Origin of the sequence: Microbacterium sp. UBA7513 (assembly GCF_002478345.1) — a bacterium.
Taxonomy (GTDB): Bacteria; Actinomycetota; Actinomycetes; order Actinomycetales; family Microbacteriaceae; genus Microbacterium.
In genome coordinates this window covers 99,281-119,922 of sequence record NZ_DLNJ01000012.1, presented here as the reverse complement: position 1 = coordinate 119,922, position 20,642 = coordinate 99,281, and the positions used below count along the sequence as shown (strand labels likewise).

At 71.7% G+C, this 20,642-nt stretch carries 18 protein-coding genes; 11 read left to right on the top strand and 7 right to left on the bottom strand.

Annotated features, from left to right (window positions below; translation table 11 throughout):
- The 5 genes from B2W79_RS06795 to B2W79_RS06775 form a co-directional block, all read left to right on the top strand.
- Window positions 1-1,015, top strand: a 1,015-nt coding sequence (locus B2W79_RS06795; RefSeq protein ID WP_292788094.1) for a glycerophosphoryl diester phosphodiesterase membrane domain-containing protein, incomplete at its 5' end; no start/stop codon positions are given.
- Entirely contained in the window at window positions 982-1,653 is a 672-nt protein-coding gene (locus tag B2W79_RS06790; RefSeq protein ID WP_256209401.1) for a DUF4129 domain-containing protein, read from the top strand. The genes B2W79_RS06795 and B2W79_RS06790, both read left to right, overlap by 34 nt.
- Window positions 1,650-2,834: a DUF4350 domain-containing protein gene (locus B2W79_RS06785; RefSeq protein WP_071328284.1), complete on the top strand. Its 1,185-nt coding sequence runs from the start codon at window positions 1,650-1,652 to the stop codon at window positions 2,832-2,834. The genes B2W79_RS06790 and B2W79_RS06785 overlap by 4 nt, the downstream gene beginning before the upstream one ends.
- Before the next feature lie 97 nt (window positions 2,835-2,931).
- Window positions 2,932-3,855: an AAA family ATPase gene (locus B2W79_RS06780; RefSeq protein ID WP_256209416.1), complete on the top strand. Its 924-nt coding sequence runs from the start codon at window positions 2,932-2,934 to the stop codon at window positions 3,853-3,855.
- Window positions 3,856-5,163, top strand: coding sequence for a DUF58 domain-containing protein (locus B2W79_RS06775; RefSeq protein WP_071328282.1), 1,308 nt, complete (start codon window positions 3,856-3,858; stop codon window positions 5,161-5,163). It begins immediately after the preceding gene.
- A gap of 16 nt (window positions 5,164-5,179) precedes the next feature.
- On the opposite strand, the gene B2W79_RS06770 is transcribed toward B2W79_RS06775, so the two are convergent.
- Window positions 5,180-6,172 carry a stage II sporulation protein M gene (locus B2W79_RS06770; RefSeq protein WP_071328281.1) on the bottom strand — a complete coding sequence of 331 codons (993 nt, stop codon included), beginning with the start codon at window positions 6,170-6,172 and terminating at the stop codon, window positions 5,180-5,182.
- Window positions 6,173-6,188: 16 nt separating this feature from the next.
- On the opposite strand from B2W79_RS06770, the gene B2W79_RS06765 reads away from it, so the two are divergent.
- Entirely contained in the window at window positions 6,189-6,998 is an 810-nt protein-coding gene (locus tag B2W79_RS06765; protein WP_071328280.1) for an RDD family protein, read from the top strand.
- 29 nt (window positions 6,999-7,027) lie between these two features.
- On the opposite strand, the gene B2W79_RS06760 is transcribed toward B2W79_RS06765, so the two are convergent.
- Window positions 7,028-7,234, bottom strand: coding sequence for a DUF3499 family protein (locus tag B2W79_RS06760; RefSeq protein WP_025103036.1), 207 nt, complete (start codon window positions 7,232-7,234; stop codon window positions 7,028-7,030).
- A gap of 77 nt (window positions 7,235-7,311) precedes the next feature.
- Between B2W79_RS06760 and B2W79_RS06755 the strand changes: the two genes are divergently transcribed.
- Window positions 7,312-7,737: a hypothetical protein gene (locus B2W79_RS06755; protein WP_240742964.1), complete on the top strand. Its 426-nt coding sequence runs from the start codon at window positions 7,312-7,314 to the stop codon at window positions 7,735-7,737.
- A 9-nt stretch (window positions 7,738-7,746) separates the two neighbouring features.
- Here the strand turns inward: B2W79_RS06755 and B2W79_RS06750 are convergent, their stop codons facing one another.
- The 4 genes from B2W79_RS06750 to manA all read right to left on the bottom strand — a co-directional run bounded on the left by B2W79_RS06750 (window position 7,747) and on the right by manA (window position 13,847).
- Window positions 7,747-9,129 (bottom strand): DUF5719 family protein, encoded by a 1,383-nt coding sequence (locus B2W79_RS06750; protein ID WP_292788087.1) that lies wholly within the window; start codon window positions 9,127-9,129, stop codon window positions 7,747-7,749.
- Window positions 9,126-12,158: a glycosyltransferase gene (locus tag B2W79_RS06745; RefSeq protein WP_292788085.1), complete on the bottom strand. Its 3,033-nt coding sequence runs from the start codon at window positions 12,156-12,158 to the stop codon at window positions 9,126-9,128. Before B2W79_RS06745 ends, B2W79_RS06750 begins: the two co-directional genes overlap by 4 nt.
- Before the next feature lie 82 nt (window positions 12,159-12,240).
- Window positions 12,241-12,558: a WhiB family transcriptional regulator gene (locus B2W79_RS06740; protein ID WP_060921730.1), complete on the bottom strand. Its 318-nt coding sequence runs from the start codon at window positions 12,556-12,558 to the stop codon at window positions 12,241-12,243.
- Window positions 12,559-12,719: 161 nt separating this feature from the next.
- Window positions 12,720-13,847 carry a mannose-6-phosphate isomerase, class I gene (gene manA, locus B2W79_RS06735; protein WP_292788083.1) on the bottom strand — a complete coding sequence of 376 codons (1,128 nt, stop codon included), beginning with the start codon at window positions 13,845-13,847 and terminating at the stop codon, window positions 12,720-12,722.
- Between the two features lie 68 nt (window positions 13,848-13,915).
- On the opposite strand from manA, the gene B2W79_RS06730 reads away from it, so the two are divergent.
- Window positions 13,916-15,331 (top strand): O-antigen ligase family protein, encoded by a 1,416-nt coding sequence (locus tag B2W79_RS06730; RefSeq protein ID WP_071328277.1) that lies wholly within the window; start codon window positions 13,916-13,918, stop codon window positions 15,329-15,331.
- Window positions 15,328-16,626, top strand: a complete 1,299-nt coding sequence (locus B2W79_RS06725) for an O-antigen ligase family protein (RefSeq protein ID WP_071328276.1) — start codon at window positions 15,328-15,330, stop codon at window positions 16,624-16,626. Before B2W79_RS06730 ends, B2W79_RS06725 begins: the two co-directional genes overlap by 4 nt.
- A 10-nt stretch (window positions 16,627-16,636) precedes the next feature.
- Here the strand turns inward: B2W79_RS06725 and galE are convergent, their stop codons facing one another.
- On the bottom strand, window positions 16,637-17,626 hold the full coding sequence (gene galE / locus B2W79_RS06720) for a UDP-glucose 4-epimerase GalE (RefSeq protein ID WP_292788080.1): 990 nt from the start codon (window positions 17,624-17,626) through the stop codon (window positions 16,637-16,639).
- A 146-nt stretch (window positions 17,627-17,772) separates the two neighbouring features.
- Here galE and B2W79_RS06715 point away from each other — a divergent pair, with 146 nt between their 5' ends.
- Together B2W79_RS06715 and B2W79_RS06710 are read left to right on the top strand one after the other, a co-directional pair.
- Entirely contained in the window at window positions 17,773-19,683 is a 1,911-nt protein-coding gene (locus B2W79_RS06715) for a glycosyltransferase (protein WP_071328274.1), read from the top strand.
- Entirely contained in the window at window positions 19,680-20,642 is a 963-nt protein-coding gene (locus tag B2W79_RS06710) for a glycosyltransferase (RefSeq protein ID WP_292788077.1), read from the top strand. Before B2W79_RS06715 ends, B2W79_RS06710 begins: the two co-directional genes overlap by 4 nt.

Genomic DNA, 20,642 nt, shown 5'->3' with positions numbered 1-20,642 from the left:
CGTCGTGGCCGCCGAGGTCGGCTACGCCACGATCGGCGTCAAGGCGACACTGCGCATGCTGTGGCGTCGCATGCTCCCGGCGTTCTGGCGGCTCGCCGGGTTCGCGTCCCTCTCGGTGGTCGCCCTCTTCGGCGGCCTGGCGATCGTCGCGGGGGTCATCGGCGCGCTCATCGCCGGCGGCCTCGGCGGCACCCCCGAGATGATCGGCATCGTCGTGCTCGTCGTGGTCCTCCTGGGCCTGGCAGCGATCCCGCTCACGGTCTGGCTGTCGACCAAGCTGCTGCTCGTCCCCTCGATCCTCGTGCTGGAGCGCGCGCGCTTCCGGGAGGCGTTCGTGCGGTCCTGGCGCCTGACCCGCGGCCGGTTCTGGGTCGCGTTCGGCGTCACCTTCCTCATCAGCCTGATCATGGGCCTCGCGATGCAGGTGGTCAGCTTCCCGACCGCCATGCTCTCCTCGTTCCTCGGCACCGTCATCGCGCCGACCGGCGCCAGTGAGCCGAGCGCGGTCGTCGGGTACGTCTTCGCTCTCCTCGCCCCGCAGGTGCTCCTGCTGATCCTGCAGGCGATCGCCATCGTCGTGCAGAGCACCGGCGGCGTGCTCGTCTACCTCGATTGCCGGATGCGCTACGAGGGTCTGGACCAGGCCCTCCTCTCCCATGTCGAGCGCCGCGACCTCGGCCTCCCCGAGGAGCAGCTCGGCGATCCGTTCGCGGTCGATCCCTCGCGAGCCGTCACCAGTGCTCCCCCGCCGCGCCAGGTGCCGGAGCACGTCATGATGACGCAGGCATACGGTGCCCCCGGGTATGGCACCCCCGGGTACGGCACCCCCGGGTACGGTCCCCCGGCGTACGGTCCCCCCGGGTACGCGCCACCGCCCGCGCCCGGCGTGCAGACGGCGCCTCCCGCTCCCCCCGCCTTCGCCCCGCCGCCCCCGCCCGCACCGGCGCCGTCGGCCTCACCCCCCGCCGAGGCCGGCGGCGGATGGACAGCTCCGGGCAGCGCCCCGCAGCCATGATGCGACGCTTCGACGACGTCTTCGTCCCGGATGGGGACGAAGCACGACGCTGGGCCGAGGAGGAGCTGTCCAACCCGCGGTACGCGGACGCCAAGCCCACCTGGTTCGATCTGCTCGCCCGCGATGTGATGCGCTTCCTCACCGATCTCTTCAGCGGGGACAACGGGGCGAACGTCGGCCCCACCGCGCTCATCGTCGTCACGGTCCTCATCGCCGCGGCCCTGATCACCGCGCTGATCGTCTGGGGACGCCCCCGACGCTCCCGGACGATCCGGCGCGCGCCCGGCGACCTACTCGGTGCCGCCGACGACCGCAGCGCCGCACAGCTCCGCGCCGATGCCGAGCGCAGCGCACGCCAGGAGGATTGGGACACCGCCGTCGTGCTCCGGTATCGCGCGATCGCCCGCAACCTGCTCGAACGGGACCTCATCGATCCGGCGCCCGGCGCGACCGCGCAGTCGCTCGCCCGCTCCGCGAGCGCGGTGTTCGCCGATGAGGCGGACGCCCTCCGGCGCGCCGCTGCATGCTTCGACGATGTGCGCTATCTCCGGCACCCGGCCACCGAGGACGACTACCGGCACCTCGCTGCGACCGACGAACGCCTCCGTGCCCGCCGCCCCGAGGAGGTGCCCGCTTGACGACGACCGCACCCGCCCTCGCCGCCGGCGGCACCGCCGAGCGTCCGCGGCGTCGCACCGCCTCCGTCCTCGGATGGCTCCTCGTCGCGGCACTCGTGATCGGGGTCGCCCTCGCGGCCTCCCAGCTCGCGGCGAGCGGACCCGGCGCGCGCGGCACCCTCGATCCGGAGAGCCGCTCGGGAACCGGCGCCCTCGCCCTGGCCGAGATCCTGCGGGATCAGGGGGTCGAGGTGGAGGTCGTCCGCTCCCGGGCCGCCGCTGTCGCCGCTCTCGACGCGGACAGCACCCTCGCCCTGACCAATCCCTACGCCCTCTCCGACGACGCGCTGGCGGATCTCCTCGCCCCGGCCGACCGAGTCGTCTTCCTCTCCACGGGAACGCACCTGTTGAGCGAACTCGCCATCGGAGAGAACGCCTCCGGCTCGGCATCGCCGCGATCAGCCGGGTGCGCCGTGCCCGCCTTCGCCGAGATCGGCGATATCCGCCCCGATCGGCTCTTCGCCCCCGCCGACGGCGTCACCGGCTGCTTCGGCGAAGACGGCGCCGCCGCCGTCCTCGTCGATGAGAGGAACGGATACCGCGCTGTCGTCGAGGGCGTGAAGCTGTTCAGCAACGCGGCTCTCGCCGAAGACGGCAACGCCGCGCTCGCCCTCGCCCTGCTCGGGCAGACCGACCGGGTCGTCTGGTACGTGCCGTCCTTCGAGGACACCGACATCGAGACCGCCTCCCCCGACACCCTCGGCACGCTCACCCCCGAATGGGTCACGCCGGCGATCCTGCTGCTGCTCATCGCCGGCCTCGCCGTCGCGATCGCCCGAGGCCGGCGATTCGGTCCGCTCGTCGCCGAGACGCTCCCCGTCACCGTGCGCGCGTCGGAGACCATGCACGGACGCGCCCGCCTCACCGCCAGGGCCGCCGACGCCGCGCACGCCGCCGAAGCGCTCCGGGAAGGCGCCCGAAGACGACTCGCGCGACGCCTCGGGCTGGCCGTGCACGCCGACGCGGACGAGATCGCCGACGCCGCCGCCGATCGCCTCCGGATCCCCCGCGGCACACTGCAGAGTCTTCTGGCGGGGCCACCGCCCGGCGATGACGCCGCGCTCGTCGCCCTCGCCCGACGCCTGGACGAGCTGGAGACAGCCGTGGAGACGAGCACACAGCCCCCGGGGAGCCCCGCATGAGCACCCGTCCACCCCGCATCCCTTTCCCGACCGAAGCCGAGGAGACCCCGTGACCGACGAGAACAGTCCCGCCGACGACGCCGCGCTGCGGCAGGCCATGCACCGCGTCCGCACCGAGGTCGACAAAGCGGTGGTGGGCCAGGCCGGCACCGTCACCGGCCTCCTCGTATCGCTCCTGGCTCGGGGCCACGTGCTGCTGGAAGGGGTGCCGGGGGTGGCGAAGACCCTCGTCGTGCGCTCGTTCGCACGCGCGTTGGGCCTCGACACCAAGCGGGTGCAGTTCACGCCCGACCTGATGCCGGGGGACGTCACAGGGTCTCTCGTCTATGACGCCCGGACCGGGGAGTTCGACTTCCGCGCCGGACCGGTCTTCACCCACATCCTGCTGGCGGACGAGATCAACCGCACACCGCCGAAGACACAGGCGGCGCTCCTGGAGGCGATGGAGGAACGCCAGGTCTCGGCGGACGGTGTGAGCCGCGCGCTGCCCGATCCCTTCCTCGTCGCCGCGACGCAGAACCCGATCGAGCACGAGGGGACGTACTCGCTGCCGGAGGCCCAGCTCGACCGCTTCCTGATGAAGCTCGTCGTCGGCATGCCGGAGCGGGACGCGGAGGTGTCCGTGCTGCGACGCCACGCCCAGGGCTTCTCCCCGCGGGACCTCACGGGAGTGGAGGCGGTGATCGGCGCCGACGAGATCCGCGCCGCCCAGCGCGCCGCAGCCCGGGTGGACGTGACCGACGACGTCCTCGGCTATGTGGTCGATCTGGCCCGGGCGACCCGGCAGTCGCCGTCCGTGGAGCTCGGCGCCAGCCCCCGCGCCTCGACCGGCCTCCTCGCCGCGGCGAAGGCCTGGGCGTGGCTGAACGCCTCCACCGCCGTGACCCCCGACCACGTCCAGACGATGCTCGTGCCGGTGTGGCGGCATCGTCTCCAGCTCCGCCCCGACGCCCAGATGGAGGGCGTGTCCGCGGACGCCGTGCTGACGTCGGTGGTCCAGCAGACCCGGGTGCCGATCTAGGTGTTCGTCACGGGCCGTCTCGCCGTTGCCCTCGCCGTCGGCATCGTGCCGCTGGTCCTCGCCGGACTGGCGGGCTTCCCGCCCTACGCCGTCCTGGGCGGGTGGATCGGTCTCTGCGCCCTCCTCGTCGGCGTCGATCTCGTCTTCGCAGGCGACCCGCGCGCGGCGACCGTCACCCGTCGGGTCCCGTCGCGCGCGCGCCTCGGCGAGCTGATCCCGGTGAGCGTGGCGGTGGAGAACCGCGGGGCCCGGCTGCTCGACGTCCTCCTCCGCGACGCCTGGCAGCCCACCGCGGGAGCGCCGTCCGAGCGGCAGCACCTGCGCATCCCGCCCGGCGAACGACGGCGGGTGGACATCCCCCTGCGTCCGCGGCGCCGGGGCGAGCTCGTCAGTGCCTTCGTCGTGCTCCGGTCCCGCGGGCCACTGGGGCTCGCGGGCCGACAGGCGCAGCACCCCGTCCGCGGCGCGATCCGCGTGCTCCCGGCCTTCACCTCGCGCAAGCATCTGCCCTCCCGGTTGGCGCGCCTGCGCGAGCTCGACGGCAACACGAGCATCCAGGTCCGCGGCCAGGGCACCGAGTTCGACTCGCTGCGCGAGTACGTCCGCGGGGACGACGTCCGCTCGATCGACTGGCGGGCGACGGCGCGGGCGGGGACGACGATGCTCCGCACCTGGCGTCCCGAGCGGGACCGGCATGTGGTCCTCATCGTCGACACCGGCCGCACGGCTGCCGCCAGGGTCGGTGACGGCACGCGGCTCGATGCGGCGTTGGAGGCGGCGCTCCTGCTGTCGGCGCTCGCCGCACGGGCGGGGGATCACGTCCACCTCCTCATGCACGACAGGGTCGCCCGGGCGCGGGTGACCGGAGTGGACGGCGCCGCGCTCCTGCCCGCGCTCACCGATGCGATGGCTCCGGTGCACGCCCGACTCGTGGACACGGATTGGCATGCGGCCTTCGCAGCGGTGCGTACGCTGACCACGCGCCCTTCCCTACTCGTCGTCCTCACGGCGCAGGACGCCGCCGAATCGGCTCGCGGCTTCCTCGGCGCCTTCCCCGACGCCTCGCGGGCCATGACGGTGCTGGTCGGCTCGGTGACAGACGACGGCATCGCCGCGCTCGCCCGCGCCCGACGGTCCAGGGAGGACGTCTACCTCGCCGCCGCCGCCGAGCGCACGCTGCGGGACGCCGAGAACGTCGCCGACGCGATCCGTCGGGCCGGTGGCGAGGCCATCGCCGCGGATCCCGAAGACCTTCCGCCGCGGATCGCCGACCGCTACCTCGAGCTCAAGGCGGCGGGGCGGCTCTGACCGCGGACGCCGGCCCTCACCCGGCGACGAGCCGCGGCGTGCCGGACTCGTACTCCACGAGATCACCGGTCTCGCCGCGACGAGAGGCGCGTCGGCCGGTCACGAGCATGTAGATGAGGAAGACCGCGAGGGCCGCGGCACCGATGCCGATCTTGAGCGGCCAGGGCAGGGCCCATCCGGTCACGAAACCCTCGACGAGTCCGGAGAGGAAGAGCGCGAACACGAGACCGAGGGCGACGGTGGCCAGTGCTCTGCCCTCCTCCGCGAGCGCCTCGCCGCGGGTGCGATGGCCCGGGGCGACCCAGGCCCAGAACATGTGCAGACCCGCGGCCGCAGCGACGAAGATGCACGTCATCTCGAGCATGCCGTGCGGAAGGATGTACAGGACCATGAGGTCGGCCTTGTCATGGACGGCCATCACCGCTCCGGAGGTGCCGAGACCCATGGCGTTCTGCACGAGCATGTAGACGGGCCAGATCCCGGTCACGCCGAACAGCACGCACTGCATCGCGATCCAGGCGTTGTTCGTCCAGACCATGCCCATGAACACGGCGGCGGGGTTCTCCGTGTAGTACCCGGTGAAGCTCTCGTCGGCGTACTGCTGAAGAGTGTCGGGCGGCCCGAGCGTGGCCACCAGGGCGGGGTCGCTCGCGATCCAGGCCGCGGTGCCGACGGCGACGGCCACGAAGGCGAGGGCGATGACGAGGGTCGTCCACCGCAGCCGGTACAGGGCTGCGGGCAGTTGGAGCCGGAAGAACCGCGACGTCTGCGTGAGGATGCTGTCGGCGGCACCCGTGAGCCGGAGCCGCGCGCGCACGAGGATCGTGGAGAGGTAGGCGCCCTGCGGCGACTCCCCGACGGAGGTCTTCAGCTCCGCGAGGTCGGCCGAGGCGGCGCGGTACCGCACGATGAGCTCGTCCACCCCGGCGCCGTCCAGACGGGCGCGGCTGAGGGTGTCCAGCCGTTCCCATTCGGACCGGCGCGCATCGGTGAGGGCATCGGCATCCACCTGATTTACTGTACTCATGTCCGCGCAGATCGACGTCTCCGACGAGGTGCTCTCCGGGGAGGCGGTCGCGATCGACGTCCAGCCCGTGGGGTTCCTCCTTCGGGCGGCCGGCGCCGTCATCGACATGCTGCTCGGCTATGCCGTCTTCATCGGATCGATCCTCCTGCGCATCTGGCTCCTCGACATCGGCGTGCTCGACCCGGCCACGGACCGCATCGCCCTCGTGGCCTCCCTCGTCCTCAGCTTCGTCGTCCTGCCGATCACGATGGAGGTGGCGCTCAAGGGACGCAGCCTCGGAAAGCTGGCCATCGGCGGGAGGATCGTGCGGATGGACGGCGGAGCGGCCGGATTCCGCCACGCGTTCATCCGCGCGCTCCTCGGCGTCCTCGAGATCTACCTCACCTTCGGCGGCCTCGCCGTGCTCGTCGGCGCCTTCACCGCACGATCCCAGCGCCTCGGCGACCTCGTCGCCGGCACGTACAGCCAGCGGGTGCGCACTCCGAAGCTGGTCACGCTCGCGCCGGTGCTGCCTCCGCAGCTAACGGCGTGGGCGCAGGTGGCCGATGTGGCGCGCCTTCCGGACCGACTCGCCCGGCGCATCTCGCAGTTCCTGGTGAGCGCTCCTCGCATGCTCCCGGCTGCACGGGAGCGAGTGGCCCGTGATCTGCTCGCCGAGGCCGCGCCCTTCATCTCCCCGCTGCCGGCTGCGCCACCCGAGCTCGTCCTGGTCGGTGTCACCGTTCTCCGGCGCGAGCGCGAACGCCGCGCGCTCGCCAACGCGGACCGGCGCGCGGAGCGCCTGACCGGTCGTCGTCTGAGCGTCTGACGGCCTCGCCGGTCAGGGCCGGTCGACGCTCATGCGCGCAGCGCCTCGTGGCGGACGACGAGCCATCCCGCGGGGACCGAGAGCCGGTCGGCGTGCGGCGCGCAGAGGTCGTGCGCCTGCGGATCGTTCGCCGCGCCGAGCGGGCCGAGCGCAGCCATCTGGTCGCCGTAGTCATACGTGAGGGTGGCCACGGCCTCGCGCGCGCAGCCGACCTTCGAGCACAGTCGTCCGTCCATCTCCGTCAGCGTACGACTCCATCCGACCGCGGCGGCGGTGCCGCGCCGGAAGTGGCCGCTGCGCCTAGACTTTCGACATGCCCCGTCGCCGTTCCGTCCCCGCCTCCACCGCTCGCCGCGGTGCCAGGCACGGCCGACACGGCCGCCTCGGGCGCAGCGAGGTCGTCAAGCCTCCGCTCGCCCCGTTGGACGGGCGCATCGATCGCTTCGATCTCACCGTCGGCACCGCGGTCGAGTTCCTCCGCGGGACGTGGCCGGAGCTCCAGGACGTCCGGTTCGAGATCGGTGCGCTGCCGTCATACGACGCCGACGGCGAGGTGCCGCGCTGGCATCTCGACCGTGAGCAGCGGAGGATCGTCCTCTTCCGCATCCCCATCGAACGCCTTCTTCCGCCCGGTCACGACGACGCCGCGCATCGACGGATGGCGATCGAGAGCGCTGTCTTCCGCGCGGCGGCCGAGTACGTGGGCCGGGAGCCGTGGGATCTGGGCCACGACCACTGATCCGGCTCGTCAGGGGTAGACGGTGATCGACGTCTCGACACCAGGGGACGGTGGGACCGGGAGCACGGCGACGGCGCCGGGCGCGGTCATCGCGACGGCGGCGTGCACCTCGCCCGAGGGCCGGAGCAGGTAGGTCGTCTCCGCGGCGACATCGAGGCCACGGGTCTCCCCCGCCGGGATGACGATCTCCTGCGGCGAGCCGCCGTCGACGGACGAGAGCGAGACGGTGGTGTCCTCGTCAGACGTGTTGGCCAGTTGCAGTCGCGGAGACGGACCGGACGGCACCGCGAACGCGACCTCCGCATCGATCTCGGGGGCGGGGGTGACCCACGCGAAGTCGGAATCCGCTCCGAAGCCGTCCTGCTGACGGACTCCCGCGATGACCGGGGCGTCGGCCTCGATCTCCACGGTGTACGTCCCGGGCTCGAGTCCGCTGAGCGAGACCTGGGCCGGCTCGTCCGCGGTCAGCGGCACCGTGAACTCGTCCAGACCGGGGCCGCCGCCGTCGGCGGTCACACGGACCTGGGCGAGCGCGTCCGCGCCGGGAGCAAGCAGTCGCAGCACCGTCATGTCCCCCTGGTCCCCCGTCGCGGCGAACGCCTGCACGCCCGGGAGCACGACGCGCTGCTGAGGCCCGGGCACCGCTTCCTGCTGGTCGGCCCCCACCGGGTCGAGCACCTGCATCAGCGCGGACTGCAGGACGGCGCGGACCGGTGCCCCGACCGCGCTCACCTTGACGACGGGGATGTCGTTCCCTGCGGCGACGGAGGTCAGCGGCAGCGCCGTCTGCGTGCGCGGCGGGACGATGACGGTACGACCGCCACGCGCCGATCCGTAGACCGCGAGGGTCACGGTCGCGGGGACGTCGGACGCGTTGGCGAGGAGGACCACGTCCTCGGCTCCGGTGCCCACCGACCCTCCGACGAGCCACGACTCCAGCCGCGGGATGCCGCAGGGCGAAGCCGCGAAACCGGCGAGGTCGTCCGAGGCCAGGGTGGACGACTCGGCTCCCGCGATGAGCGGCGCCGTGCGTCCCTCGACGGCACCGGTGAGCACGGGCACCTCCTGCCCGTCCACCAGATCCGGGACGGCGAGCCCCGCCTGCGACGGGACACCGCTCGTGCCCCCTGTCGTGAGTTCAGGAGTCGCCGCCCGGCGCATCTCCGACGGGGCGGCCGTGTTGCGACCGAGAGCGTGGAAATCGCCCGCGCACACCAGGACGCTGTCCCCGGGGAGCGGAGTCACCTGCTGCTGTGCCGGCTCGTGCGTCACGGTCGGCCAAGGGGCGTGCACGGCGGTCGCGACGCCCAGCACACAGGCCGCGGCGACCACGACTCCGGTGACGACGCGCGCACTGGTCGCGGCGACGCGGAACGCACGGTTGCCGGTCATCGGTGGTCCTCCTCGGTGCCGGTGCTTCCTCGGCTCTCGACGGACGCAGGGGTGTCGGTGGGATCGCCGTCCGGCACGTCGTCATGGTCTTCGTCGGTCGGCTGGGCGTCGGCGATCGGGGCGAGCGCCTCGTCGGCCAGCGCGGGCTCGTCCTGCGGATCCTCGACGGCGCCGACCGGCGGCACGTCGGCTGCGTCTGGCACGGTGTCCTCCGCATGGCGCGGGAGCACCAGCGGCTCCTCCGGCGCCCTGCCGACGATCCGCGACTGCGCCCGCGCCGCCCGACGCGACGCGCGCGTCGGGATGGACAGGAGCAGCGCGGCGAGCAGGACCAGGAGCTGCACCGTCACGACGATCCGGGCCGTGCCCTCCTGGGTCGCGCTCAGCGACGCCGGCGCCGCCGGCTCGCCCTCGAGACGCCAGAGGACTCCTCGATCCGTCGACCCTGCCTGCACGAGGCCGGCCCGTTGGTCGATCGCGGCGACGGACGCCGTGCGCAGTGTGCGTGCGCGATCCCCCTCACCCGGCGCCTCCGCGAGGAGGACGTAGCTGATCCCCTGCGCGAGCAGTTCCGCCGGCGCGTCGAAGTCGCGGGCGGAGATGAGGTCGACGGCGAGAGTCGCGATGTCGGTCCCCTGCGGTTCGACCGCCGTCGAGAGCATCGTCGTCTGCGAGCCGAGGGTCTCGCTGGGACCGTGCACCACGTCGACAGCGAGACCGCCGTCGTTCTGCGGCGTGAGGATGAGAGTGGAGATCGGCCGATCCCCGGCCGCCTGGGCTCGCACATATGCGGGAAGGGTGGATTCGGGGCCGTTCGTCAGTGCGGAGCGGTCGGTGTGGAAGGCGGTGAGAGCGGGGACGGCGCACACCACGAGAGCGAGGGCGGCCACCCCTGTGGCGGCGACGCGCAGGCGCGGCAGCGTGATCGCCGTGTCGAGCGTGATCGTCGCGGCACCCACGACGCCGATCCAGGCGAGGCTCAGACCGGTGCCGGGCCAGATCGGCACCGGAGCGCTCCCCGCGGCGGCGACGCTGATCCCGACGGCGAGAAAGGCGGTCGCGAGTCCGCTGAGCGCGACGACCAGCAGGGTGATGCCCGCCCGCCATCGAGGGGAGACGGCTGACCCCAGCGCGAGCAGCGCGAGCGGTGCGCACAGCAGCGCTGCCCAGGTTCCGGGGACGACGCTCGCCCAGCCCGCCAGATCGCTCGTCGGGAAGCCCCCGGCGATCGCCAGGCGTCCGGCGGCGTCAGCCGACGCCTGCGGCCCGAGCCACGTCAGGCCGGGATCGGCGAGCAGACCGAGCGCGGTGCCGTGGGCGAGCTGCCAGAAGATCAGGGGAGCGAACAGCACCGCGGTGGGCAGGGGAAGCCAGAGCAGGCGGCCCGCCCCTCGGAACTGCGCCGTGCCGAGCACGATCCCCAGAGCCACGACCCACAGCAGCGCGAGGGCCGGAGCCAGGACCGGCGCACAGGCGACGACCGCCGCCAGGAGCAGGGACGCACTGCCCGCCGCGCCCCAGGAGCGGTGGGCGACCACCGCCGAATGGAACAGCCATGGGAGCAGCAGGTGGACGAGCACGGCAGAAGGACGCCCGTCCACGAGCGCGGTGAGGAAGGTCGGCGCGAGCGCCCACGCGATGCCGGCGAAGATGCGCAGTCCGGCCCGATCGGTGACCCGAGTCGCGGCGAACCATCCGCCGAGGACGGCGAGCGGCAGCGCGAGGATCCACAGCAGCACCATCGCGAAGGACGGCGCGCCCGGCCACAGCGACCCCAGGACGGCGATGATCGCGGCGAACGGGTCGGCCGGTCCGACGAGATCGACACCGACCCCGCGCAGACCCCATGCCGCGTCCTGCCACAACGCGCCCACGGTCTCACGCAAGGGCAGGAGGCCACCGCCTCCCAGCGCCGGCCACGCCAGGAGACTCGTGAAGGAGGCGATGCTCACCACCAGCGCGGCCAGCACCGCCCAGGCTCCGCCCCCGGAGAAGAAGCGGAGCTCGCTGACGGCACCGTGCTCGCTGCCGTGCCCGTCGTCGAGCCGACGACGCAGTTGTGCGGGGGTGACGCGCAGCGGGGCGATGCTCGCCCAGCTGGAGGAACGGAACGAACGGATCCGGGCGCGCGATCGGGCGACGGCGCCGAAACGGACCATCGCGAGGAGAGCCGCCCCCCACTCCGGGAACACGGCCTCCGGCCGCTTGCCGATGAGATGGGTGAGGGAACGCCACAGTGCGAGTGGCAGGAACGTCAGCCAGTGCAGCGGCACGGCGGCGGCAGGCGCATAGGCGAGGCGGCGGTGCAACTGTGCGAGGCGGGTGACGAAGGCGCGGCGTGCTCGTCCCGCAGGGAGCGCCGCAGGGCCGTCCGGGGCGGCGGAGACCCGCGCAGCCGGAGCGAGGACGACACGGCCGCCTCCGAGCCGCGCGCGCACGCCGAGGTCGAGACCCTCGTCGGCACCGCCGAGGGCGGGATCGGGGCGCAACGCCTCGCGCACCTCGCCGCGGATGAGCAGGCCGCGGATGTCGGCGCCGAGGGCGTCGTCCATCCGGTCGTGCTGGCCCTGGTCCAACTCCCCGGCCGCCAGCTCGACCGAGCGGCCGAACGTGGTCATGCTCACACCCAAGGAGACGATCTCGCGCTCATTGTCGGTGGCGACGAGTTTCGGCGCGATGATCGCGGCGGACGGCGAGCGCTCCAGCATGCCCGTGAGGCGCTCCAGCGCACGCGGGTGCGGGGCGGTGTCCTGCGCGAGGATCCAGATCGCCGATCCGTCGAGGACGCGGGGGCGCGCCAGATCGAGGGCCTCGGCGAAGGAGGTCGACGCGCGCGCCTCGATGATGCCCTCGACGGTGGCGGCGACAGCTTCGCTCTCCCGTGCGGTGGTGGCGTCGCCGCAGATGATCAGCGTGACGGCCGCGGGCGGGAGCGTCTGCGCGCGCACCGCGTCGAGCGTGCGGAGGAGCTGGGCGCGGGCGGAGGGGCCGGGGCGCGCGACGATGAGGGCATGAACTCGGGCTGGCATGACGTGGTCAGCCTATGCGGGGCGTCACGCGGGGATGCGCACCGCTCCCGGCGCGCCCGGGAAGCCGCGCCGCGAAGTCTGGTCAGCTGGCGCGACGCTTGAGCTTGCGCCGCTCGCGCTCGGAGAGACCGCCCCAGATGCCGAAGCGCTCGTCGTTGGCCAGCGCGTACTCGAGGCACTCGCCACGGACGTCGCACGCCGTGCAGATGCGCTTGGCGTCCCGCGTCGAGCCGCCCTTCTCCGGGAAGAACGCCTCAGGGTCGGTCTGCGAGCAGAGCGCATCGCTCTGCCAGGCGAGGGCGTTGTCGTCATCCTGGTCGGACCGGCGGACCCCGGGGACACCGAGGTTGACCGGATCGACGAACCAGTTCTCCGGCACATCGGAACGGTAACCCGTCATCTCGACCTCCAACCCTTCAGAAACCGCCCCCCTGGCGGGCCGTGCTCACCTAATTACACCCGTGTCATTCCCTCCGGTCAAGTCGCGGATCGTAAACCCTCAAGCGATTCTTGAAGGTTCTTGGACGTCGCTCGGCGTGTCGCCGACCCGAGGACGACGCCTCAGCGGCCGGGGGTCGCGACGAAGGCCTCGCCCGCACCGGAGAGCATGAGAGAGCGCTCGTCGGCGTCGGCGAACGCCACCGTGCCGACCGGGACGACGGTCTCGACGCCGGACTCCGCGGTCACGTGGACGGCCCCGGCCGTGGCCAGTACCATCGTCGGGCCGGAGACGTCCAGGGTCACCGGAGCGTCATCGAGCCGGACCCGCTGGAGCGCGAAATCCGGGACGGGCACGGAGTACGTCGTCACGGCCTCGTCGGCCGTCGGCCGCAGCACCGGCACCTCGCCGGGGGTGGTGTCCAGCACGGCGAGCAGCTCGGGGACATCGATGCGCTTGGGGGTCAGACCACCGCGGAGCACGTTGTCGCTCGCCGCCATGATCTCCACGCCGAGGCCGGAGAGGTAGGCGTGCAGGAGTCCCGCCCGCAGGAAGACGCCTTCGCCGCGGCGCAGCACCACGTGGTTCATGAGCAGGGCGACGACGACCCCCGGGTCGCCCGGCGAGGCCTCGGCGATCGCGGCCACCGCCCGCAGAGCCGGCTCCCGCTCCCCTGCGTCACCGGAGGCGGCGCTGACGACGGCAGAGATGATCTCGTCGACGTCGCCCTGCGCCTGCCCTCCGAGCAGCCAGCCGATCGCGCCCCGGAGGGGGTCGCCCTCGCCCGAGAGCCGCTCCCGCAGGGAGCGAACCCCGGGGACGTCGTCGAGGGAGTCGAGAAGTCGCAGGGTGTCCGCGACCGGACGCAGGCCGCTGAGCGACTCGAAGCGATCGCTCAGGGCGACGATCAGCTCCGGCTTGTGATTGGCGTCGCGGTAGTTCCGCCGCGGGTCGTCCAGCGGCAGCGAGCTCTCCCGTGCCCACCCCTCCTGCGCCTGCTCCCTGGTCGGGTGCACCTGGATCGACAACGGCCGCGCGGCGGCGAGGAGCTTCAGCAGGTACGGCAGCGTGCCCCCGGTCACCTCGTCCAGCGTCCCGCCGTCCGCGAGGTCGGCGGGATCGCCCGGGTGATCGCCGAACCACACCTCGGCCTCCGGCACGCCCGTCGGGGTGCGGCCTTCGAGCTCGGCGAGGAGGGAGGACGATCCCCAGGCGTAGTCGCGGGGCACGTTGGTGAGGCTGCGCAGCATGCCCCCAGCGTAGAGCCCGGCGCGACGGACAGGTCGGATCCGGGCCCGTCGAGGTAGCCTGAGTCGCGATGGCCCAGTACACCAAGCACCCGGTGGCAGCCCCGCCCACCGCGCCCGAGCGCGAGTCCACGGGGCATCTCCTGCTACGCGGATACGTCATCGCCGTCCTGTTCGTGGCCTTCGCGCATTCGGCGGTGTACAACCTCGTCGGCGAGATCGGGGCCGCGATCGTGCTCGCCCTCTTCAGCGCGGCCACCCTCGCGATCGGCGTCCCGATGCTCGCCAGGAAGCGCCCGCAGTCATTCCGCTGGCGTCGGCTGCCGTGGGCGGCCATGGGCTACACGGCACTCGCCCTCCTCTCGGTCGCCTGGTCGCAGTGGCGCGTCCCCACCGTCGCCACGGGTGTGCTCCTGGCGGCCGTCACGGTGAACGGTCTGTTCATCGCACACGTGCTGACCTGGCATGAGATCGTGCGCGCCCTGTCGTCGGCCTTCAAATGGATCCTCGGCCTCTCCCTCGCCCTCGAGCTGTGGGTGTCGCTGGTCCTCCACGGTCCCCTGCTGCCGAACTTCGCGGACATCCCCGACGGGAAGATCGACCCCCAGTGGTACTGGGTCCGCGACAACCTCTTCGACGGCGGACGCATCCAGGGCATCCTGGGCAACGCGAACCTGCTCGGCATCGTGTCGCTGTTCGCGCTGATCACCTTCGGCGTGCTCTTCGCCGCGCGAGCCCGCTGGCGGACCACGCTCGCGCTGTGGATGCTCCTCGCGGCATACTTCCTCGTCCGCACCGCGTCGGCGACTGCGCTCGTGTGCGCCGCCGCGGCCGCCGTGGTCCTCGTCGTCGCCCTGCTGATGCGTCGAGCGGCCTCGCCCACCGCGCGCACCCGGATCTACGTCGTCGCGATCGGCTCCACCGTCCTCGGCGTTCTCGCCGTGTGGCTGCTGCGCGAGCCCCTCCTCGGCCTCCTCGGCCGCAGCGCCGACCTCACCGGCCGCTCCGACAAGATCTGGGCGGCGGTCCTCGAACGGGTCGGCGAGCACCCCGTCATCGGCAACGGCTTCTCCAGCCCGTGGGTGCCCACGGACCCGGCTTTCGACGGCTGGATCGTCGACCATGGGATCACCGTGTTCCACGCCCACAACATGTGGTTGGACGTGCTGCTGCAGCTCGGCATCGTCGGCCTCGTGCTGATGGCCGTGGCCTACGCCAGCCTCCTGTGGCGCTCCTGGTTCTTCGCCGTCGACCGCCCGCGGTGGGACCTCGACGCGCGGCGCCCCTACTCCCCGCTCACGCTGCTGCCCAGCCTGTTCACCGTCGTGCTGCTGGTGCAGGGGCTCACCGAGTCGACCCCCATCATGCTGTGGGGGTGGCTGCTCCTGGTGATGCTGTCGTTCAAGCTCAAGTCGGTGCCACTGGTAGGCGTCGGCGAGCGGGATCTCGTCTTCGAACGCGGCGCGACGCCGCGGCGGGTGCCGTGACGGTGGCACACCCGCTCGCCCGGCTCCTCGGCTCGGCGGAGATGGCGCGGGCGTTCACGCTGGCGGCACTGACCGCCGTGTTCGGCTCGTTCGCGATCGGACGGATGACGTCGGCCGTCACCCTCGCCACCATCATCACGGCCCTGTGCCTGCTCGGCGCCGCGATCCTCTGGGTGCGGAGAGAGGAGCTGTCCCCGCTGCGCATCGCGCCGTCCTCGCTGCTGGCCTTCCTCGCCTGGGCTCTCGTGAGCCTGGTGTGGACGACCGACCGCTCCGACACGATCCTGGGCTGGCTCTCGCTCTTCGGCTACGCATTCCTCGCGATCACCATCGGACACATCCGCGACACGCTGCAGACCGTCCGCGCGCTGGGCGACACCCTCCGCGTCCTGCTCGGGATCTCCCTCGGCGTGGAGATCCTCTCGGGCGTGCTCCTCGACCTCCCGTTCGCCTTCCTGGATATCCAGGGCAATCTCGCCTCCGGCGGCCCGGTCCAGGGACTGTTCGGCAGCCGGAACATGCTCGGCTTCATCGCCGTGCTCGCCCTGATCACCTTCGTGATCGAGTGGCGCACCCAATCCGTCGATCCGCCTCTCGCGGTGGTCTCCGTCGCCCTCGCCGGCGGGCTGGCCTTCCTGTCGTCCTCGCCGACGGTGCTCGTGCTGGCCGTCGCCGTCGGAATCGTCACGGTCGCGCTCACCATCGTCCGCCATACCGCCCCGGCCCGTCGGAACCTCGTGCAATGGACGTTGGGCGTCCTGGTCGCCCTCGCACTCACCGTCGCATTCGCCCTGCGTCACCAGATCATCGCGCTGCTCGACGCCGGATCCGACTTCTCCATGCGGGCCGAGCTGTGGAACATGATCCTCGACTTCGTGGCCGTCAAGCCCATCACCGGATGGGGCTGGTTCGGCGACTGGGCCCGAGGAGAGTATCCGTTCACGTTCATCAACTTCCAGCTCGACGACCGGCATCAGAGCGCGCTAAACGCCTTCTTCGACGTGCTGCTGCAGCTCGGCGCGGCGGGGTTGGTGCTGTTCCTCCTGCTCGGCGGCATCGCGCTGATCCGCTCCTGGCTGGTCGCGAGCGTCCGCCGCTCCGTCGTGTACGCCTGGACGCCCATCACGCTCGTGACTCTCGCGGTGGACTCGATGTTCGAGAGCTTCACACTCGTCGGCGCGGGGTGGTTCATGCTCGCCCTGTGCGCCCTGCGCGCCGGGCAGTCCCGCTCGTGGCGCGAGAACATCGACGCCGCGCATACCGGCGCCATCCCCACTCTGCGCCCGCAGGAGTGACGGCGCGCCGTCAGCGGACGGTGGGGAGCTTCTCCGCCCAGGCGAGGGCGTCGCGGACGCCGTCGTCGACGGAGCGCTCCGCGCGCCACCCCAGCACCTCGCGCGCCCGCTCCACGATCGCGAAGGCGCCGGCCTGGTCCCCGGGTCGGCGATCGGTCTCGACGACGGGCAGCGGGTCCCCGGTCACCCTCTCGAAGGCCTGAACCAGCTCGCGGACCGTGACGCCGTCGCCGGTGCCCAGGTTGATCACCTGATACGGCTGCTCCGGCGTCGCGACATCGTCGAACCGGGCCACCGCCGCGACGTGCGCGAGCGCGAGGTCCCAGACGTGGATGTAGTCCCGCAGGCCCGATCCGTCGCGGGTCGCCCAGTCGGTGCCGGTGATCTGGAACGGCTCCCCCGCCGCCCGCGCCTGCATGATCTTGCCGAGCGCATGCGACGGCGTGGGATTCTGCAGTCCGGTCCGCAGCTTCGGGTCGGCACCGATCGGGTTGAAGTAGCGGAGCGCGATGGCGCGGAAGTCGCCGGCTGCTGCGGCGTCGGCGAGGATCTGCTCGACCATGGCCTTCGTCGCCGCGTAGGGGCTGGAGGGGGCGAGGCGGCCGCCCTCATCCACGCCGTCGCCGGTCTCCCCCGCGTAGATCGAGGCAGACGAGCTGAAGACGATGCGCGCGATGCCGGCGTCGCGCAGGCGTCGCAGCAGAGTGATCGTCTTGCCGACGTTGCTGTCGTAGTAGCCGAGCGGATCGGCGACGGACTCCGGCACGACGATCCGGGCGGCGCAGTGCACGACGGCATCGATGTCGGGGTGGTCCGCCAGCAGCCGGTCGAGGACGTCTACGTCGGCGATGTCGCCGACGTAGAGGTTGCGTCCCTCACCGAAAGCCGCCAGCCCGGTGGACAGATCGTCGAGCACCACGACCTGGATCCCGGCCTCGATGCACGCCGTCGCCACGGTCGATCCGATGTAGCCGGCCCCGCCGGTGATCAGTACCTTCATCGCGGTCAGTCTAGCCAGCCACGCCGAGCGCAGGGGATCGGCTCTCCGCAGATCCGAAGGCGACCACCGGTAGGCTACTCACTGCTCGTCGAGTCCCGCGCTGCCCTCCGGCAGCGGCCGCGGCATCAACAACGGAGAACCTCCCTGTGGCCCACGTCCTTCAGAACGTCGTCTTCCCGCTCGATCGCGACCCCGATCTGCTCCCGCTGTACGCAGACCCGGAGACGTGGTCCGTGATCGAGGAGGAACCGGTCCGGGTCTCCAGTCGCGCGCATCTCGGCAACATCCTGGGACGGCACCGCGCCCGGATCGTGGCCGGTCGGCGTGTCTCCCTCGGAACCTACTTCAACGCGTTCCCCGCGTCATACTGGCAGCATTGGACGAGCGTCCGCGAGGTGCAGCTCACCGTACGGACCACGGGGCCGGCGACCATCCTCGTCTACCGCTCCAACGGCGGCGGTGTGCGCCAGCGCGTCGCCACGCGTGAGGTGACCGGCGAGGCCACCACGTCGTTCGACCTCGACCTCACCCAGTACAGCGACGGCGGCTGGATCTGGTTCGACATCGTCGCCGACGAGAAGCCGGCCGTGCTCGAGGGCGCGGAGTGGACCACCGAGCAGTCCCCCGCCCGCACCGGGAAGGCCTCTCTCGGGATCACGACCTACAACAAGCCCGACTACTGCGTCGAGACCCTGAGGGCGCTCGCCTCCTCTCCGGATGCGCTGGAGTTCGTCGACCGCATCTTCCTCGTCGACCAGGGCACGCAGCTCGTCGCGGACCAGGACGGTTACGCCGAGGTCGCCGAGCGTCTGGGTGAGACCCTGCAGGTCATCCGCCAGGGCAACCTCGGCGGATCGGGCGGCTTCGCCCGTGCGATGCACGAGTCCCTGCAGCGCCCCGAGAGCGACTTCGTGCAGCTGCTGGACGACGACGTCCGCATCGAGCCGGAGTCGCTGCGACGCTCCATCGTCTTCGGTCAGTTCGCCACCACGCCCGTGCTCGTCGGCGGACACATGTTCGACCTCCTCGACCGCCCCAAGCTGCACGGCTGGGCGGAGGTCGTCGACGAGGGCCCCTTCATGTGGCGCAACCTCTACCAGGAGAAGATGCCGCACGACTTCGGTGTCGCCAATCTGCGCCAGTCGCCGCTGCTGCACATGCGGATGGACGCCGACTACAACGGGTGGTGGATGTGCCTCATCCCGCTCGACGCGGTCCGCACGGTGGGACTGTCGCTCCCTGCGTTCATCAAGTGGGACGACGCGGAATTCTGCCTCCGTGCCGGCGAGGCGGGCTTCCCGACCGTGTCGATGCCCGGTGTGGCGCTCTGGCACGTCTCCTGGGTGAACAAGGACGACTCGATCGACTGGCAGGCCTACTTCCACGCCCGCAACCGGATCGTCGCCGGGCTCCTGCATTCCGGAGCACCCCGGGGCGGCCGCCTCATCGTGCACAGCCGCCGCGTGGACCTGAAGCATCTCATGATGATGCAGTACTACCCGGTGGCGCTGCGCAACCGGGCTCTGCGCGACGTGCTCTCCGGACCCGACCATATGCGCCGAAACCTAGGCACGGCGATGCCGGCCGCACGCGCCCTGGCCGCCGAGTACCCGGAGACGGTGATCCATCGCGACCCTGCCCGGGTGCTCCATTCCCGCCGCGGCCGCCAGGTCTACAAGCGGCTGCCGAAGAACGAGTTCGACAGCCCGACCGGCGTGCGACTGCGGATCTTCACGCTGAAGACGCTCCTCTCGCACTGGGTGCACCGCCCTGACCCCGCGAACATCGCTCAGCCCGAGGTGGAGTTCGGCAAGGGCGACGCGCACTGGTGGCGCCTCCCGCTGTATGACAGCGCTCTCGTGAGCGCCGCCGACGGTTCCGGGAAGAACATCTACACGCGCGACCGCGCCAAGTACCGCCGCATGCTGCGCGAGTCCGTGCGCCTGCACGCCGAGCTGCGACGACGGTGGCCGGAGCTCCAGCGCCAGTACCGCGCCGCTCTGCCGGACCTGGTCTCCGCCGAATCCTGGCAGCAGGTCTTCGAGGAGAAGGCATGACCGCCGACGCCCGTCCCTTCGATCCCTCCTCCGCCGCGATCGTCATCGTCACGTACAACCGCTCGCATCTGCTGACCGGCCTGCTCACCAGCATCACCGCGATGGACCCGAAGCCGGGCCACGTGATCGTGATCGACAACGCCTCCTCGGACGATACGACCGACGTCGTCGAGTCCTTCCGAGACGACATCGGAACCGACCTCGTCTATCGCCGTCTCGACGTCAACACCGGTGGCTCCGGCGGTTTCAGCGAGGGCATGCGCACGGCGTACGATCTCGGCGCCCAGTGGATCTGGATGATGGACGACGACGTCGAGGTGCTCCCGGACGGTCTCGCCCGGATGGGCGCCTGGGCGCCGCGATTCAAGAGCATCCAGGGACGGCGCTACGACTACGACGGCAGCGAGTTCTACTGGCAGTACCGCATCGCGGAGCGCATGGGCATCCCGATCCCGTTCGCCCCGGCGGGTTTCGACTCCTCGGGGTACAAGGAGATGAACAGCGGCTGCTTCGAGGGCATGTTCATCCACCGCTCGATCGTGCAGCGGATCGGCCTCCCCGACCCGCGCTTCTTCATCTACTGGGACGACCAGATGTACGGGTGGCTGGCGTCTCGCCTGACCACCGCGGTCATCGTCGACGAGTTCGTGCTGCGCCGCACGCGCGAGATCCGGCAGTGGGACATGGGCATCCGGCACATGAACGCCTCGAGCAACGCCTACCGCTACTACATCATGCGCAACCGAGCCTTCATCAAGCAGTACTACCGCGTGCACGGCGTCTACAACCCCGTGCTGTTCGGCCTCGGGACGACCGCGACGTTCTTCAAGGAGCTGATCCGGCTCGTCTTCGTCGAGCGCACCGTCCGCGGCACGAGCAACCTGTTCCGCGGGCTCAGGGACGGTGGCCGCATCGGTCGCGATCGCACCTGGGAGCCGATGAGCCCCCTGGAGGCCTGA

What these genes read in the sequence shown, in the direction of transcription:
- B2W79_RS06790 (WP_256209401.1), top strand. Translation starts at nt 982, where the DNA reads ATGGACAGCTCCGGGCAGCGCCCCGCAGCCATGATGCGACGCTTCGAC.
- B2W79_RS06780 (WP_256209416.1), top strand. Translation starts at nt 2,932, where the DNA reads ATGCACCGCGTCCGCACCGAGGTCGACAAAGCGGTGGTGGGCCAGGCC.
- B2W79_RS06765 (WP_071328280.1), top strand. Translation starts at nt 6,189, where the DNA reads ATGTCCGCGCAGATCGACGTCTCCGACGAGGTGCTCTCCGGGGAGGCG.
- B2W79_RS06760 (WP_025103036.1), bottom strand. Translation starts at nt 7,234, where the DNA reads ATGGACGGACGACTGTGCTCGAAGGTCGGCTGCGCGCGCGAGGCCGTG.
- B2W79_RS06755 (WP_240742964.1), top strand. Translation starts at nt 7,312, where the DNA reads ATGCCCCGTCGCCGTTCCGTCCCCGCCTCCACCGCTCGCCGCGGTGCC.
- B2W79_RS06750 (WP_292788087.1), bottom strand. Translation starts at nt 9,129, where the DNA reads ATGACCGGCAACCGTGCGTTCCGCGTCGCCGCGACCAGTGCGCGCGTC.
- B2W79_RS06745 (WP_292788085.1), bottom strand. Translation starts at nt 12,158, where the DNA reads ATGCCAGCCCGAGTTCATGCCCTCATCGTCGCGCGCCCCGGCCCCTCC.
- B2W79_RS06740 (WP_060921730.1), bottom strand. Translation starts at nt 12,558, where the DNA reads ATGACGGGTTACCGTTCCGATGTGCCGGAGAACTGGTTCGTCGATCCG.
- manA (WP_292788083.1), bottom strand. Translation starts at nt 13,847, where the DNA reads ATGCTGCGCAGCCTCACCAACGTGCCCCGCGACTACGCCTGGGGATCG.
- B2W79_RS06730 (WP_071328277.1), top strand. Translation starts at nt 13,916, where the DNA reads ATGGCCCAGTACACCAAGCACCCGGTGGCAGCCCCGCCCACCGCGCCC.
- galE (WP_292788080.1), bottom strand. Translation starts at nt 17,626, where the DNA reads ATGAAGGTACTGATCACCGGCGGGGCCGGCTACATCGGATCGACCGTG.
- B2W79_RS06710 (WP_292788077.1), top strand. Translation starts at nt 19,680, where the DNA reads ATGACCGCCGACGCCCGTCCCTTCGATCCCTCCTCCGCCGCGATCGTC.